Here is a 16,487-nt window from a genome sequence, read left to right on the forward strand (position 1 = left end):
CTGTGGGGTAATAAACGTCTGGCCAATTTACTTAGATAATCTGCTGCATCTTGTAGAATTGCCGTCGCAATCACGTCTTGTTGGGCGGCTGCATCAAGTACCAAAGGCGCTAAACTAGCAAAAAACACGGCGGGAGCGCCATTAACTTTTTCAGCCACAGCGGTAGCATCTTTACAGCCTAAATGGGTTTTAAGCTGGTCCACTAATGGGCTGTAAGGGGCCAAATCATCCATAGCCTCTAAACAGACTTGAGTCGCTGCTCGCCCTATCCATGCGCCGCCGCCTTTATCGCCGGCAGTAAAACCATGGCCACCTAAATTTAACTGTTCGCCATTTAACACCGCAAAGGCAGACGAGCCAGTACCGGTAATGATGACTGCGCCGTCTGCTCCATCGTGAGCCCCTAAACAGGCAATATGTAAATCTGTAGTGAGGTGCACACTGGCAAAAGGATGCTGCCATTGCAGCATATTGTGTCTAATACTAGGTAAGTTAACCCCTGCCAAGCCCATACCTACATGACAGAAACGTAAATATTCCAGTGGCAAAGCCGCTGCTAATAATGCTTCGTGACAAGCACCAACTATGGATTTAATTGCCACAGGCAAATCAGTGGCCGCATTAGCCGAGCCCGACAAACCTTCGCCAACAATCTCCCCCTTGTGGTTTTGCAATAGGGCTTTGCACTTGGTGCCACCGCCATCCACACCGATAAAAAAATGCTCCTGCAAAATTTACTCCTCCACTTTTTGCTGCATTGAGACAGACACACTACGGCTATAACGAAGCAAACCAGGCATGCTGCTACGTAATAATACGGGTTTAGTGACTTTTACCGGCTGGCTGTACACTTGCCATTGTTTCTCACCCTCTTGCTGATACTCAATCGTCAAACCACTAAACATCGAGTTGGCATGTAACCAACCTTGTTTAATTTTGGCGCCTGGGGTCGGCAAACGAAACAATACCTCATCACGAGCCAAATCAGTTAAAATCTGGCTGCCCATAGTTTGACTAAATTGCGCCCAATCCTGATACATTTGTTGCTGTTTAAGCTCAGTAAATAGCTTGCTGTCACGAGAATAAGTTTGCCCAGCTTGGTAGGCAACAGCCCATTCTGGTTTAAACCAAGCGCGCTCAGCAAAGGCAATTAAACGTGGGAACAACATGTAGTTAGCACTGTCATCGCTACGTACTGTTTCACTCCATAGTTGGGCTTGAATACCGCTCACTTTGGCTTGATTTTGCAAACTTACTTTTTCAGTACTTTGGTAATCATTACCTATAGCGTCCGTCCAAAACTCGGCATGGGCGGGCAAGTTATCCGGCATAAACTGAAACACTTTAAAGCTATCTATACTGCGCATGCCCCAATAATATCCGGGCTCTTTAGGATCAGCTTGATAAGGAAAGTCAAAATACAATACATCAGGAAACGACAATACGGTATCCCAGCCACGATTAACAAAATCATGGGCTCGATCAAAACCATTGCTCGGTAACAAACCCCAAATATTAGCTTGTACCTTGGCGGGCAATTGGTCTGCCTTAGCATGGCTTAAACCATCATCCCAGGCTGCGGCTTCTATGCCTTTTGCGGCAACCATTTGGGCAACACGCTCCACAAAATAAGGGCCAAGATCAGCGCTACTTTGCAAACGTGCATTGCCTGCAATCATTGCCTGACAAGCGGGGGAGCCTTGCCAAGCACCAGCAGTTTCATCTGCGCCGATATGATATCGTTTGAGAGCCACACCAGCTTTATTGTGCATTTTGATAAGTTCTGACAATACCTTATCCACAAAGTGATAAGTAGAATCCAGACAGGGGTTTAAAGTGTTGTCATCGTAATGTTGAATAGAGCGGTACTGGCTCTTATCGGCAAATTCAGTCAGTAAATATTGCTCGGCCTCTGGGGTTTTTTCTTCAGACACTAAACGTTTATAGCGCGCTTCCATCGACTTAATGGCTGCGCGTGAATGGCCAGGCATATCTAAAGACGGGATCACCTCAATAAAATGGGCATCAGCAAAACGCAGGATATCTATATAATCTTGGGTGGTCAGATAACCATTTACCTTGGTTTTTCGCTCAGGGCCACTCCCCAATTGTGGCATCAAACAAGTTTGCTCTAAGGGATCAAAACAACGAAAACCACCGATATCGGTTAATTCCGGAAGCCCAGGAATTTCGAGTCGCCATGCTTCATCTTCGGCCAAATGAAAGTGCAGTTTATTGATTTTTAACGCAGCCATTTGCTCGAGTAAATTGATGATAAAAGCTTTACTGTGAAAATTACGCGCCACATCGACATGTAAACCGCGGAATTCATAACGAGGGGCATCTGTTATGTTACCCACTGGCAAACTGTTATTGCCATCTAACAACTGATACAAACTCATCAAACCATAAAACAGACCAGCATTATCACTCGCTTCGATGAATATTTGTTTTTCGCTGATAGTTAACTGATAAGCCTGAGTGCTTAATCCTGACTGGAGATTGAGTTGCAGTTTAAGCGGCAAACCTGTGGATTGAGTGTTTAACCCTTTTTTAGCCAAACGCTGAAACGCTGCTGAAAACTGACTCAAACTCGCCTCATCAACAGCAATACCTTGAGACACTGATACCCGCTGTGTTGCATCAAACTGCGAGCTCACAGTATGTGGGATCAAGCGTGGCGCTGTTGTTGCAGACTCGGCGGCCAAGGCATTAATGCTGGCGTAATGCTCAAACATCACCTCTGGCGTTGCCAGTGGCACCTTATCTCCCACTCGTCTTTTGGTTTGCTCTGGCGTAACAAAAGGCAGTACATGAGGATAAACTAACAACTGGGTATCACTATCAACCAGAGGCACCGTCATCTGGATGACTCTAGCCTGTAAATCAGTGGCGCTAATAAAATAATTAGGAAAGGCTTCTGACTCGTTAACCAAAGAACCTATACCTTTAAAATCAATAGCATAACTACCTTTTTTAATCAGGTTTTGGGAAACTGGCGTAATAACGTGAATATCGCCATTGGTATGTTGAATATCAAACAGCTCACTACCATCCCATTTGATATTCGAGGTATTGCTAAAATAAATCTGCCAGTCTTTTAAGGCCACATCTTGCTTAAAAGTAAGTTGTATCTGACCCTGATAACATTGCGCACTGCCCGTATCCTGCTGGCAATTTTCAACACTAATATTGTTGTTAATTACATAAGTCAAACCCATATGTGCAGCGATATTGTCGAGCAATTGTTGTTGAGCACTCGTTGAATCGGCCACTGCGGCACTTAAACCGGAACTGCACAACAAACTTGCCAGCCCACAAAAGCTGCCAAGTGTAAATTTCCTGCGTGTATTACCCATGTTATTTCCTTTCATCAACTCGCTGCTCCCAATTACCAAGCTACGCTATTTGTCGCTTATATGTTTAATTTATGTTTACTACCAGACACTTTAGCGCAGCTAAAATCATCCAGACTGAGTGTTTGTTAGCTGCACATTAATTAACAATGACAACGCTGTCAATAAAATATCGAAGCACTTGTAAATTATTTGTTGAGGTCTTACCTCAATTTGTTCGCTAGCCATTTACAAGTCAATTAAATAAGTAATAAAGCCGCATTTTATTAAGCACATTTCACTAACTGGCTGATATACTGCTTAAATTTGCCATTTCAAACCAAGCAAAAATAGGCAATTTATACGCAAAATCCTTGGAATTGCACGGCAGCGGCAAAGAACCTCAGCCCCATGAGCTTAGATGTACTAAGTGCCACTACCGCTAAAAATAATGGTGAGTGAATGCAGCCAATTAACTTGCAGTTGCAAGGATGAAAGACATAGATAAGTTGAATTACCCTTATAAGACCTTGAACAAGGCTATTGAAATCTGGATATTAACATGAGATCAACTATTACTGATGTTGCCAAGCTGGCAGGTGTTTCGATAAAAACCGTATCGCGAGTCATTAATATGGAAGACTCGGTGGTTGAAACAACTCGACTAAAAGTCGCTCAAGCCATTGAGCAGCTTAACTATCAACCTAATCATGCCGCCAGAAATCTCAAAGGCACCAACACTTATACTCTGGGTTTTGTTTACGATAACCCCAATGCATATTACATTATCGAAATGCAGGAAGGGATCTTGGCCGAATGTCGTGAGCGTGGTTATGAGCTCATCATTCACCCCTGTAAAGCGACTCAAGTCGACATTATCAGCGAAATTAAAGCCATGGCTAAACGTTCACAACTAGCCGGTTTGGTAATTTCTCCGCCCTTATCAGAAACGCCTGAGATATTGGCCGCCATTGAAGAAATGGACCTCAGTTTTGTACGCATTATTCCAGGCTCCAATGACTCACAAGAATCAACTCCCTGTGTATTTGTGCACGATCATGATGCGGCTTACAAAATTACTGAACATTTAATTCAACAAGGTCATAAAGCCATTGCGTTTATCGGCGGAGATAAAAGTCACCGTTCAACCATAGAGCGTTTGAATGGTTACCTTGCGGCTTTAAAAGCTCATGGTATAGAACAACTTGATGAGTACGTAATCGATGGTCAATACACCTTTGATTCAGGTGCCACTGAAGCCAAAAACTTGCTGAACTTGAGTAAAAAACCCACTGCGATATTTTGCTGTAACGATGAAATTGCCGCGGGGGCTTTATTTGCGGCACGCTTGAATGGTTTTGATGTACCTAAACAACTGGCAATAGCAGGTTTCGAAGACAGTCCGTTTTCACGTCAAACGTGGCCACAACTGACCACGGCCGCTCAGCCTACTAATATCATTGCCCGTAAAGCGGCAAGTTTATTGATTTCCCATATCGCGGCAAAACGCTCTAAAGCTAAAGCCAATCAGCCGGTAATGCACAAACACTTTGAACCTCAGTTATTGATCCGTGCGTCTACTCAGCTGAATACCCAACAAGACACAGACAACTAAACCCGTCATTACTTAAACCGCAATTGCAATAATAAGGGGGATCAATTAGTCGCCGCTCTTATCGTCTGCGCTGATGCGGCTCGCTGTCGCACCTGACTGACCTTTGTATTTAGCATCGACTCTTGCGTTATAAGGTTTTTCAGCAAAATCTGATAATACCTCAAAACTAATCGCACCTATTTTCATACCGGGCTTAAGTGCCAGTGGTAACTTTCCACCGTTATAGAATTCTAAAACGATATTACCTGACCAACCCGGATCAATCCGGTGAGCAGTTACATGCACCATTAAACCCAAACGGGCCAAGGATGAGCGACCATCTAACCAACCAACAATATTAGCCGGTAGAGTGACAGACTCTAATGTCACTGCCAGCGCTAACTCACCAGGGTGTAAGAAAAAAGATTTATCCGCAGCGATTTCTATTTCATCACTCATCACATTATTTAAGGCTGCCTGAACTTCCGCTTTTGGCCCGCTTAAATCAATGTATGGCGCATGCTGACTTTCAAATACTCGAAATTTATTGCCCAAACGGATATCAACAGTCACACCACTGATTTCACTGTAATCGGGTTCAGGGCTGATAACAATTTTGCCCTCTTGCATGTAGCGGTAAATATCTTTGTCACATAAACGCATTTTTGTGCTGCTCGTCAGTTAACGGTTTAAATATTAGGTACTTGAAGCACTAGGCTTAAAAAGCCCGCCATGCTTGCACAGTAAGTATTTTGGTGCAAGCAGCTAGGCCCACCATCTGGATAAAGTAGCTGTTTAAATATCAGCTTGTTGTTACTTTTAAATATAAACCTTTAGAAACCTCTCGCGCCAGCTCTTGATAAGCCAAAGTCAAAGGGTGAGTTGGCTGGCTAATTTGCAAAGGTATCCCTCCATCAGCATGAACACGAATATCAATATTCAGTGGTAATTGCGCTAATAAGGGTAAGTTATATTGGGTCGCGAGTTTTTGCCCGCCATGCTCAGCAAAGATGGCTTCATGATGACCACACTGACTACAAATGTGATAACTCATATTTTCGACTAAACCCAAAACTGGCACTTTGACCTTATTAAACATCGCAATACCTTTGGTGGCATCAGCTAAAGCTAAATCTTGCGGCGTGGTGACGATAATCGCGCCACTTACTGGAATTTGCTGAGCCAATGTCAGTTGAATATCCCCTGTGCCCGGTGGCATATCTACAATTAAATAATCCAATTCTGGCCAATTTGTTTCATTAAGCAATTGGCTTAAAGCTTTACTCGCCATAGGGCCGCGCCACACTGTCGCGTTTTCGGCTGGTACAAAATAACCAATGGACGACGCCACCAGCCCATGAGCCATAATAGGATCTACCTGTTTTTGATCCTCACTACTAGGTTTAGCATCAACATTACCCAGCATTATCGGAATAGAAGGGCCATAAATATCGGCATCTAAAATACCTACTTTTACTCCCTCGGCGAGCAAGGCAAAAGCCAAATTAACACTGGTTGTGGACTTACCCACGCCACCTTTGCCTGAGGCAATAGCGATAATATTTTTTATCTTTGGGCGCTTCGCCATTAAAGTGGGCGCCACACCGATATTCGTTAGGACGTCGATATCTTTGACTGGGCTAAGATGCAAAGCCAGTTTGGCAGCTAAAGTATCTTTCAATAATTGGTGCAAACTCTGTGCTGCAAATGGCAAGGAGATAGTTAAGGACTTCCCTTTCAATTCAAACCATGCCCCCACTTTTTCAATAGGCATGGCAAAAAACTCAGCTAAACAGTGCTGAATATCGTGATGTAAAGATTCATTTGAAGTTTTAGAGCTAAAAAACATACTTGGCCTTGAGGTTTAATCGATGCTTTTAATCGATTGAATACAAATTTCGTAATGCAATGATGGCGCAGAAACGGTACTATTTGCGACCTTTTTTACTAACAGTAATCCTATTATACCGATGTCTTCACCAGCACAAACAACTCAAGCACGTAAAATTCTGGTCACCAGTGCCCTGCCCTACGCCAATGGCTCAATTCACTTAGGTCATTTGTTAGAGCATATCCAAACGGATATATGGACGCGGTTCCAACGAATGCGTGGCCATACTTGTTATAGCGTGTGTGCCGACGATGCCCATGGCACCCCTGTCATGTTAAAGGCTCAGCAACTTGGTATAACACCAGAGCAAATGGTGGCGCAAACTCGTGCCGAACATCATCAAGACTTGCTCGATTTTAATATTAACTATGACAACTACTACGTCACCCATTCTGACGAAAATAAAGAGCTGTGTGAACTGGTGTACAACCGCTTACATGCTAACGGATATATCAGCACGCGCACTATCAGCCAATTATACGATCCTGAAAAACAGATGTTTTTACCCGATCGTTTTGTTAAAGGCACTTGCCCAAGCTGTAAAGCTGAAGACCAAAATGGCGACAGTTGTGACGTGTGTAGTGCCACTTATGATCCTACCGAGTTAATCAATCCTCGCTCGGTAGTCAGTGGAGCAACACCAGTATTACGTGATTCAGAACATTACTTTTTTGACTTACCCCAGTTTGGCAACATGTTACAAGACTGGCTGAAAAGCGGTGCCATTCAAATTGAAATGGCCAACAAACTGCAAGAGTGGTTTGAAAAAGGTTTACAACAATGGGATATCAGCCGTGATGCACCGTATTTTGGTTTTGAAATCCCTAATGCACCCGGCAAGTTTTTTTATGTCTGGGTTGATGCACCAGTAGGTTATATGGCGAGCTTTAAAAACCTGTGTGATCGTACAGCAGGTTTAAATTTTGATGAATATTGGGGTTTAGACTCCACTGCCGAGCTCTATCATTTTATCGGTAAAGACATTACCTACTTCCATTGTTTGTTCTGGCCAGCCATGCTTGAAGGCGCAGGTTTTAGAAAACCCAGTGGTGTTAACGTACATGGTTTTGTGACGGTGAATGGCGCAAAAATGTCTAAATCCAAGGGCACTTTTATCAAAGGTCGGACTTATTTAGATCATCTAAACCCTGAATATCTGCGTTATTATTTTGCCTCTAAACTCAGCGATGCCGTCAGTGACATCGACCTGAGCTTTGAAGACTTCGCACAAAAAGTAAATTCAGATTTAGTCGGTAAAGTAGTCAATATTGCCAGCCGCTGTGCCAGTTTTATCAATAAACGTTTTGACGGTAAGTTATCGGCCAATGTACTAGAGCCTGCGTTGGTTGCCGAATTTCAACAAGCCCAAACCAGTATTGCTGATGCTTATGAAAAACGTCAATACAGTCGCGCTATTCGTGAAATTATGGGCTTGGCTGATAAAGCCAACCAATTTATTGATAGCAATGCACCTTGGGTAACGATTAAAGATCCTGAAAAACTGCAATTTACCCACGATGTGTGTTCATTAGGTATTAACTTGTTCCGTTTATTGGTGATCTATCTCAAACCCGTAGTGCCTACATTGGCCCACCAAGCCGAAGAGTTTTTAAATGACTCTCTAACGTGGGACAGCCTAAACAGCGTATTAACTGAGCATCAAGTCAGCCCCTTTAAAGCCCTGTTACAGCGGGTCGAAATGGATAAGATTAATGCCATGGTCGAAGACTCGAAAGAAAACCTAGAGCCGACTAAAGCACTCACTGCAGCTAAAACTGTCGAACAGAACGAACATTTAGTTAAAGATCCGATTGGCGAAACCATCTCGTTTGAAGACTTTGCCAAAGTGGATTTACGTGTCGCCTTGATTGCCAAAGCCGAACACGTCGAAGGCGCTGAAAAGTTATTACGCTTAGAGCTCGACTTAGGTGGCGAAACCAAACAAGTATTTGCCGGGATTAAATCCGCCTATCAGCCAGAAGACTTAATTGGTAAACATACCGTGATGGTCGCTAACCTCGCACCACGCAAAATGCGTTTTGGTTTATCCGAAGGCATGGTGTTAGCCGCAGGTCCTGGTGGTAAAGACCTGTTTATCCTGGAGCCACATACAGGAGCTAAACCGGGTATGAAGGTTAAATAAAGGCGTCTTTTAGACACTCAAAAAAATCAGGCGAAATAAGTTTCTTATTTCGCCTTTTTTATAGCTGGCTATGTAGGTTAATGTTTGTATAAGGCAAGGTAATCTACAAACCAAGGCCTTTCAATGCGATGACTATCAAGGGTTTTAACTCAGTGCAAGGCTTACCGGCTCTAGCCATCGCCGCAGTCCCGTTTAATAACGTTAGTAAATAACAAGCATGTAGCTCAGCATCATGGGCTAAATTCAAGTCTTGAGCTTCTTTATCCTGTTTAAAAACGTCGGTTAATGAGTTGAAGGTATATTCACTCACTTGCATAATTTTTTGGCGGGCAACGTCCGGAATTAGCTCACCTTCCGCTTCAGATATACATAAGGAAACATAACAGCCTTTAGGGCTATGCTCATTACACTGCTCACTAACCACAGAGTTTAAATAATTCAATAACCTTTCACGCAAAGGTAAATGACGTTGCTCTAGATGGAAGCGGTGAGCCAAATCAACACTCTGCATATAATAATCGGTTGCCAATACAAACAACGTTTCTTTGTTGCCAAAAGTGGCATACATACTGGGTTTATTGATCGCCATCGCCTCAGTTAAATCTGTCAACGACGCACCAACGTAGCCTTTTTTCCAAAACACCAACATGGCAGCTTCAAGCGCCTGATTACGATCAAATTTAATTTTACTAGCGGCAACCATACTAATCCCCCATTAAGCCTATTCAAGCTTAACACCTAAGCAGAGCTAAACCATCAAGGCTAAAAATGGCCTCATAAAAAATCATTGACATCATTATACCGATCGGTACAATTGCGTCAACCTTACCGATCGGTATAGTTAATTCTTATTTTCATTTAGACAGGAACACAACATGAATTTTTTAATCAAAGACAAAGTGGCTTTAGTAACAGGTGCAAACCGTGGTATCGGCAAAGCAATAGTTGAAAGCTTTTTACAACATGGCGCACGTAAGGTGTATTTAGCCGTACGAGACATAAAAAGCACTCAAGCTCTATGCCAACAATATGGCGACAAAGTGGTAACATTGGCCTTAGATGTCAGTGATGCAGAATCAATCAAACAAGCCGTTTTATTAACTCAAGACGTTGACGTTGTTGTGAATAATGCAGGTGTCTTAGAAATAGCGGATCCTTTGGCCGACAACGCCGAAGTCGCCTTGCAACACGAGTTTGATGTGAATGTGTTGGGGCTAATACGCATAGCTAAGGCCTATGCCAATACCTTAACCAGCAAAGGTTCTTCTGCTTTTGTGCAGTTAAATTCTGTTGCATCAATTAAAAACTTTACCCCTTTCACTACATATTCGGCATCAAAAGCCGCCTCTTATTCAGTAACTCAAGGTTTAAAAGACGTATTTGCACCTAAGGGTATTCAAGTGCTTAGTGTTCATCCTGGACCAATCAAAACGGATATGGGTGATAAAGCCGGTTTTGATGTTGCTGATTCGGTAGAAAGTGTCTCTGAGGGTATTGTAGCCGCGTTAGCAGAAGGTGAATTTCATTTATTCCCAGACAGTGTTGCCAAACATTTTGAAGGAGCCTATCAAAGTTTCGCTGATGGGATTATCAACGCCGAACAAGGTGCAGAATAAAAGTTGAAACAGGTCTGATTTCTAAAACGATAGAAATCAGACCTTATGATGCACTGGCTAGTTACACCTCGCTTTTTTCATTATGGCAATAATGACTACTGGTCAGCTTTTCTGGACTCAGAATTTCAATTTGATCATGTTCTAACCCATCTATAGTGACCGCCATCGCCTTTTCGAACTTGTGTGCCACTGCAGATATTTTTTCACCTTGTTGACCTATGGCATCAAAGTCTGCTTGATGAGAGGCAATCAATTTTTGCAATTGTTTAGCCACTTCATCTTGCTGTTTTAGGTAGGTTTTGTCGATATGCAGTGTGGTGTCGGTTTCTTGAATTGCCAAGGCACTGAGTTGTTCAATTTTATTCGAATACACCTGAATTTGTTGTTCAATCGCTTTTATAGGGAGTTCTAACGCGGCCATAGTACCCTCAATTTTTTGCAGCTCTTGATAGGCATTTATTTGTTCTTGAGTCATGGCATATTCAGCCACCAGCTTACAATCCTGCAATACTCGAATGCGATAATTGTTATCTACGTTTGCTGTTGCACTGCTACCTGCACTTATGGCTGCCACCGTAAAAAAGCCAGTGGCTACAAGTAACACTGATAATTTGCTTAGTTTTTTCATCTTTTGTCCTCATATTTTTAAGATATTCCCCCTTTAAGTCGTCAGCTATAGAAAAATAGTTTGAAAAATGAGTTACAAATTTCCAAAAACCAAGCAGCCAACTCATTTATCTATTAACTTGTTCAACCTATGCATAGTCGTTACTATCGGGACACTCCTTATTAATTAGCCAAGGTCGACGATGAAGCCAAGCAAGTTTGTTTTAAACTGTATGACACTCATCTATTTAGTGCACTGCGGTGGAATTAAGGCGAATGAGAAACTGACAGTGGCATTTGGTGAAGTACTTGCCCCATGGGTTCTCGCTGGGGACAATAAAGGTATCATTATTGAAATCTTTGAATCCGCTGTTGCCCCTTTAGGTTATGAAGTAACTCCTATCTATCTACCTTATGCTCGGCGCATCAATGCCTATCAAATGGGTTTAGTTGACGTTGCATCCGACATGAATCCAAACACTATAAAAGGACATAACTTAGTCGGTTTTTTTTCCGATATAGCGTACTCCTATGAAAACTTTGCGTTTAGTTTACAAAAACGAAACTTCCATTTTACCCACATGGATCAACTCAAAAATTACAGCTTATTATCATGGCAAGATGCAGCTATTCATTTAGGCGCTGAATACGCCAAAATGGTCAAAAATCATCCTCACTACAGTGAAACTTTTGATCAGTATAATCAGGTAAAAATGTTGTTTTTAGAACGGTATGACGTAGTGCAAATGGATGCGCAGATATTCGCTTATTACCGCGCGAAGATCAGTGAGTCAAATGATAAAATTAGTATTCAACAGGTGGATCGTTTTCCATTGTTTGGCGCCAGTCCTAACGGTTTTATGTTCAGAACTAAAAAACTACGTGACGCTTTTAATGAACAATTAACACATTTAAAAACATCAGGTGAATACGCCAATATCTTTGCTCGTTATAGTATGGATTCTGCTAAAACTGCTATCCAAGCGCCTGAATTACCAATCAATTAGTATATACCCAAGCAACCTGAAGATGCAGGATTATGAATACCGTCCATGGTATTCACCATAGGCCAACCTGCGGTTGTTAAAATGTGTTCCATACACATTTTTCAGTGGGAATTAAATCCGTTTTAGACAAGGCAAATGATGGCAAGTCTAGAGGGTCTAAATCAAATATTGATGGTAACCGGCGTTAACAAGTTGCTCATAGGCATTGATAACCGCTTTGGGGACATCCTGTTTAATTTGATAACCTAAACGCGGATATTGCAATATCCTGTGTAAATCCCCGACAATCAGTTGGATTACTTGCTCAGGATCAGTCGCAGACTGCAGATAATCTGCCAAAGTGATGGACTGCGATGTTACATAGACCTCAACATCAGCAAAATGCTGTTTAAAGGTGGCATAAGCTCGACGTTCTAAATAGGGTTTAGTAACGAGTAATACCTTACTTGGCTTAAGCCCTCGCCCTTGCAATAATTGCATAGCAAACAGGATGTTTTCGCCACAATTGCTCGATCGCGTTTCGAGTAAAATATGCTCACTGCTTATGCCTGCTTTTATCGCCTCATCAGCAAATATGTCCGCTTCGCTTTTGCGCCATAAATCTTTGGTGATTTTGCCAAAGCCACCGCTAAACAAGAGTAATTCACTGTAGTTTTGTTGATATAACTCAATGGCTTTATGAGCCACACCCAAGTCCTGACAGCCCATCACGATAAGGCAATCGGCTGCTTGTAATCTATGGTTAAGATGATGGTAGTCCCACAATGTTTGTACTAGCAGATATAAGGAGTCTGACAGCTGCATCAAATAATCAGCTTATTTGGATTTAGTTTGCCAAGGTTGGCTAACCTGCATGGCACCGGAGCGCCATGTGGCACTAGTGACACCTACTGCCGCAAAATTTGGTTTGGTTTTCCATTTAGGTTTAATCAAACTTAAGGGAATTTCGCGTTTACGGGCTTCAATAATATAAATGGCTGAGAGCCAGCCCAGATAACGCTCACACCACTGTAGCCAACCAGAATCAGGGCCAAGTCGTCGACCTAAAAATAATTCTGAAAACACTCGGCGGCGCTCCGTAGTCACTTCAAAACCCAGCAGTTGTAACCAGTCTTTAGTACGAGCCAAACTGAAAAATCGCGCCTGATGCAGGGCATTATGTCGATTAAAAGGCAGATATTTAAATAGACCACATAAACTCCACGGATTAAAACCGACTAATACTAAATGCCCATTTGGGATAATACAGCGGGTAACTTCACGTAAAACTTGATGGGGGTCTTTGGCAAAATCCAGTTCATTGATCAGCAAACAAACATCAATGCTGTTTTCGGCAAAAGGCAAGCTATCTGTTTTACCCATCACCGAGGTATAACTACAATTTTTGTTGGTCAAATTAATTTTATGTTTTATCGGGCAATCGGCTAATTCAATGGCGCTGCTTAGATTGCCTAAACGTAATAAATGGTAACCAAAGTATTTGCGACTCGATTCTGCCATGCTGGTTTCGATAAGTTGACGCAAAACATCGCCCATTGGCAGATTGTGCCAAGAGTTGGGATAAGTGGGAGCTTGGTCGATTAAGGCAGATTTCATAAAAAATATGGTAACCTACTATCCTAAAAAAATCCTCACGCATTTTAGCGAATACTGCAATAAGGAGAGCCTAAAGTGGCTATGAAAATCCATGCTATTAAGGCGTTTAACGACAACTATATCTGGTGTTTACACAATGCTCAGCACTGTGTGGTGGTGGATCCCGGTGATGCCCAGCCAGTACTGGATTATTGTCAAAGCCAACAACTGACATTAGTGGGTATATTAATCACTCACCACCATTGGGATCATACCAATGGTTTACCTGCATTATTACAAGCATTTCCCGGTATACCCGTATTTGGTCCACACAATCCTAAAATTGAAAGTATTAACCAGCGCCTACAACACAGAGACTGTATTACACTGCCTGAATTAAAACTTGAGCTATCAGTACTGGAAGTACCTGGCCATACCCTAGATCATATCGCCTATTACAGTCCTGGTTTGTTGTTCTGCGGTGACACTTTGTTCTCAGCCGGTTGTGGGAGATTATTTGAAGGCAGCGCAACGCAAATGTATCAATCTTTAAGCCAACTAGCGGCCTTACCCGGCGATACTAAGGTTTACTGTACCCATGAATATACCTTAGCCAATATTAAATTTGCCTTAGCCGTTGAACCAAATAACGCAGCACTGCTCGAATACCAGCTTTGGGCACAACAGCAGCGGTCACAACAACTACCTACGTTGCCAAGTACTATTGCTAAAGAACACACGTTTAACCCTTTTTTACGTTGCGCTTCAGTCGCCTTGCGCAGTGCAGTTAAGGCACACGACTCGAAGACTATGAATGACGATGAAAGTGTTTTTGCGGCCTTAAGAAGCTGGAAAGATCAATTTTAATCGGTAGAATGCAAAAATCAGGTGAAAACCTTCTTTTAATATAAACCCAATATCATTGGAATTGCACGGCGGCGAATGAGCGCAGCCAACAAACGTGCAGTTTCAAGGATGTAGGTTATAAATGTGTCAGCCAAGTCCTGACCATACAAGGAACCCGCAGTGCGAGTAAATTTTTTAAGTATCCTTGCTTTAAGTGTCACCTTGTCAGCCTGTCAAATGCTGCCCGATGGGATCACCGACACTCAACAATTAGAACAAGAGCACCAGATTGCTGAGCAAATTCTAGTATCTTGCCAACAGTCAGGTGAGCAAGTTGCCGATATTTTTGATTGTGAATCTGCAGAATCTGGCACCATCCCCGTTACCCATCCCAAAGACGAAGTTCATCCTGCTATCTCCTCAGCCAATGAATTAGGCGAGTTTGATAAGGTTGATGCCATCGATTTATGGCAACGTATCCGTGCACAACTTAGTTTTGAGATCATTGATGATAAAAGGGTAACAGAACAACGAGATTGGTATTTACGCCACCCTGACTACATGCAACGAGTTGCCTTGCGCGCTAAACCTTTTTTACATCTGATTGTGGAAGAAATTGAACAGCAAAACATGCCTTTAGAAATGGCCTTGTTACCCATAGTCGAAAGTGCTTTTGATCCCTTTGCTTACTCACATGGCCGTGCTGCAGGTATGTGGCAGTTTATCCCCTCAACCGGTAAACGTTTTGGCATGAAACAAACCTGGTGGTATGACGGACGCCGTGATGTGGTGGCATCTACCAAGGGGGCGATGGCCTATTTAAATTATCTCAACAAAATGTTTGATGGGAATTGGTTACACGCACTCGCCGCCTATAACAGTGGTGAAGGCCGCGTAATGGGGGCGATTAAGAAAAACAGAAATGAAAATAAATCGACTGACTTCTGGCATCTCGACTTACCCCGAGAAACCCGTGCTTACGTACCCAAATTATTAGCCTTAGCAGATATCCTCTCTAACAGTGAAAAATATGGTTTTGACTGGCCCGTCATCGAAAACCAGCCATTAACTCAGTTAGTTAATGTAGGTTCACAAATCGACTTAGCCTTAGCCGCACAAATGGCTGAGCTAAGTGTAAAAGAATTACATGCCCTAAATCCTGGGTACAACCGATGGGCGACTGATCCTGATGGCCCGTTTGCTTTGTTGGTTCCTATCGACAAAGCTGAAAAATTTTCTCAGGCCCTCGCTCAGACGGAAAATAAAGATCGCTTAAATTGGGTGCGTCACAAAGTAAAAAGTGGTGATAGTTTATTAAAGTTAGCGGATAAATATCACACCACAGTGGATATCATTGCTCAGGTTAATGAATTAAAAGGCAATATGATCCGTCAGGGTGATTTTCTAGTTATCCCTGTTGCACTTAAATCCCTTGAATCCTACACCCTCTCGCAGGAGCAACGTTTAGCCTCAACTCAATCCCATAAAAGTGGCAATTTTAAGCTCAATCATACCGTTAAAAGCGGTGATACTATGTGGGATCTAAGTCGTGAATATAAGGTGAACTTGCGTAGTTTAGCCAAATGGAATGGCATGGCACCTACTGATCCATTGATGCCCGGCAAAGAGCTAGTGATTTGGGTTAACAAAACCAGCGCTAAGCAAACCGGCACTAATCTAGCCAGCGATGCCATTATGCGCACCCTAACTTACACAGTGCGCAGTGGTGACTCATTAGCACGTATAGCCGGTAAATTTAAAGTAAGTATTAACGATATCCAAAAGTGGAATAAAATCGCTAGTCAAAAATACTTACAACCCGGACAAAAGTTGAAAATATTAGTGGATGTAACCCGCACTTAAACGCTTATGAA

General features: G+C 42.6%; 14 protein-coding genes. 6 read left to right on the forward strand and 8 right to left on the reverse strand.

Going from position 1 to position 16,487, the window contains the following annotated elements:
- Positions 1–731: BadF/BadG/BcrA/BcrD ATPase family protein (locus AX660_RS07495; protein ID WP_068374726.1), on the reverse strand; the 731-nt coding region annotated here is incomplete at its 3' end.
- 3 nt (positions 732–734) lie between these two features.
- A complete protein-coding gene (locus AX660_RS07500) occupies positions 735–3,359 on the reverse strand; it encodes a family 20 glycosylhydrolase (protein ID WP_068374730.1) in 2,625 nt (874 codons plus the stop codon).
- Positions 3,360–3,897: 538 nt separating this feature from the next.
- On the opposite strand from AX660_RS07500, the gene AX660_RS07505 reads away from it, so the two are divergent.
- Positions 3,898–4,950: a LacI family DNA-binding transcriptional regulator gene (locus tag AX660_RS07505; protein ID WP_068374732.1), complete on the forward strand. Its 1,053-nt coding sequence runs from the start codon at positions 3,898–3,900 to the stop codon at positions 4,948–4,950.
- Between the two features lie 45 nt (positions 4,951–4,995).
- Here AX660_RS07505 and dcd read toward each other — a convergent pair whose 3' ends face one another.
- The gene (dcd, locus tag AX660_RS07510) at positions 4,996–5,592 is read right to left on the reverse strand and encodes a dCTP deaminase (protein WP_068374734.1); all 597 of its coding nucleotides are present in this window, start codon (positions 5,590–5,592) and stop codon (positions 4,996–4,998) included.
- A gap of 139 nt (positions 5,593–5,731) precedes the next feature.
- Positions 5,732–6,778 carry an iron-sulfur cluster carrier protein ApbC gene (gene apbC / locus AX660_RS07515; protein ID WP_068374735.1) on the reverse strand — a complete coding sequence of 349 codons (1,047 nt, stop codon included), beginning with the start codon at positions 6,776–6,778 and terminating at the stop codon, positions 5,732–5,734.
- A 121-nt stretch (positions 6,779–6,899) separates the two neighbouring features.
- Here apbC and metG point away from each other — a divergent pair, with 121 nt between their 5' ends.
- Entirely contained in the window at positions 6,900–8,963 is a 2,064-nt protein-coding gene (metG, locus tag AX660_RS07520; protein WP_082768774.1) for a methionine--tRNA ligase, read from the forward strand.
- A 103-nt stretch (positions 8,964–9,066) separates the two neighbouring features.
- On the opposite strand, the gene AX660_RS07525 is transcribed toward metG, so the two are convergent.
- Entirely contained in the window at positions 9,067–9,666 is a 600-nt protein-coding gene (locus tag AX660_RS07525; RefSeq protein WP_068374736.1) for a TetR/AcrR family transcriptional regulator, read from the reverse strand.
- A gap of 172 nt (positions 9,667–9,838) precedes the next feature.
- On the opposite strand from AX660_RS07525, the gene AX660_RS07530 reads away from it, so the two are divergent.
- Positions 9,839–10,579 carry an SDR family oxidoreductase gene (locus AX660_RS07530; protein WP_068374737.1) on the forward strand — a complete coding sequence of 247 codons (741 nt, stop codon included), beginning with the start codon at positions 9,839–9,841 and terminating at the stop codon, positions 10,577–10,579.
- Positions 10,580–10,640: 61 nt separating this feature from the next.
- Here AX660_RS07530 and AX660_RS07535 read toward each other — a convergent pair whose 3' ends face one another.
- Positions 10,641–11,207 (reverse strand): hypothetical protein, encoded by a 567-nt coding sequence (locus AX660_RS07535; RefSeq protein WP_082768775.1) that lies wholly within the window; start codon positions 11,205–11,207, stop codon positions 10,641–10,643.
- 181 nt (positions 11,208–11,388) lie between these two features.
- Here AX660_RS07535 and AX660_RS07540 point away from each other — a divergent pair, with 181 nt between their 5' ends.
- Positions 11,389–12,192: a substrate-binding periplasmic protein gene (locus tag AX660_RS07540; RefSeq protein ID WP_068374741.1), complete on the forward strand. Its 804-nt coding sequence runs from the start codon at positions 11,389–11,391 to the stop codon at positions 12,190–12,192.
- A 156-nt stretch (positions 12,193–12,348) separates the two neighbouring features.
- Here AX660_RS07540 and AX660_RS07545 read toward each other — a convergent pair whose 3' ends face one another.
- The gene (locus AX660_RS07545; protein ID WP_068374742.1) at positions 12,349–12,996 is read right to left on the reverse strand and encodes a YdcF family protein; all 648 of its coding nucleotides are present in this window, start codon (positions 12,994–12,996) and stop codon (positions 12,349–12,351) included.
- Positions 12,997–13,008: 12 nt separating this feature from the next.
- Entirely contained in the window at positions 13,009–13,788 is a 780-nt protein-coding gene (locus AX660_RS07550) for a methyltransferase domain-containing protein (protein ID WP_068374747.1), read from the reverse strand.
- Between the two features lie 81 nt (positions 13,789–13,869).
- Between AX660_RS07550 and gloB the strand changes: the two genes are divergently transcribed.
- Both gloB and AX660_RS07560 read left to right on the forward strand, forming a co-directional pair.
- Entirely contained in the window at positions 13,870–14,634 is a 765-nt protein-coding gene (gloB, locus tag AX660_RS07555) for a hydroxyacylglutathione hydrolase (protein ID WP_068374756.1), read from the forward strand.
- 159 nt (positions 14,635–14,793) lie between these two features.
- A complete protein-coding gene (locus AX660_RS07560) occupies positions 14,794–16,476 on the forward strand; it encodes a LysM peptidoglycan-binding domain-containing protein (protein WP_068374758.1) in 1,683 nt (560 codons plus the stop codon).
- Positions 16,477–16,487 lie beyond the last annotated feature (11 nt).

Origin of the sequence: Paraglaciecola hydrolytica (assembly GCF_001565895.1) — a bacterium.
GTDB classification, from domain to species: Bacteria; Pseudomonadota; Gammaproteobacteria; order Enterobacterales; family Alteromonadaceae; genus Paraglaciecola; species Paraglaciecola hydrolytica.

Excerpts from the sequence above, each read along its gene's own strand:
- AX660_RS07525 (WP_068374736.1), bottom strand. The coding sequence starts at position 9,666 with ATGGTTGCCGCTAGTAAAATTAAATTTGATCGTAATCAGGCGCTTGAA.
- AX660_RS07540 (WP_068374741.1), top strand. The coding sequence starts at position 11,389 with ATGAAGCCAAGCAAGTTTGTTTTAAACTGTATGACACTCATCTATTTA.
- apbC (WP_068374735.1), bottom strand. The coding sequence starts at position 6,778 with ATGTTTTTTAGCTCTAAAACTTCAAATGAATCTTTACATCACGATATT.
- dcd (WP_068374734.1), bottom strand. The coding sequence starts at position 5,592 with ATGCGTTTATGTGACAAAGATATTTACCGCTACATGCAAGAGGGCAAA.
- AX660_RS07545 (WP_068374742.1), bottom strand. The coding sequence starts at position 12,996 with ATGCAGCTGTCAGACTCCTTATATCTGCTAGTACAAACATTGTGGGAC.
- AX660_RS07550 (WP_068374747.1), bottom strand. The coding sequence starts at position 13,788 with ATGAAATCTGCCTTAATCGACCAAGCTCCCACTTATCCCAACTCTTGG.
- AX660_RS07505 (WP_068374732.1), top strand. The coding sequence starts at position 3,898 with ATGAGATCAACTATTACTGATGTTGCCAAGCTGGCAGGTGTTTCGATA.
- gloB (WP_068374756.1), top strand. The coding sequence starts at position 13,870 with ATGAAAATCCATGCTATTAAGGCGTTTAACGACAACTATATCTGGTGT.
- AX660_RS07500 (WP_068374730.1), bottom strand. The coding sequence starts at position 3,359 with ATGGGTAATACACGCAGGAAATTTACACTTGGCAGCTTTTGTGGGCTG.
- AX660_RS07535 (WP_082768775.1), bottom strand. The coding sequence starts at position 11,207 with ATGAAAAAACTAAGCAAATTATCAGTGTTACTTGTAGCCACTGGCTTT.
- AX660_RS07530 (WP_068374737.1), top strand. The coding sequence starts at position 9,839 with ATGAATTTTTTAATCAAAGACAAAGTGGCTTTAGTAACAGGTGCAAAC.
- metG (WP_082768774.1), top strand. The coding sequence starts at position 6,900 with ATGTCTTCACCAGCACAAACAACTCAAGCACGTAAAATTCTGGTCACC.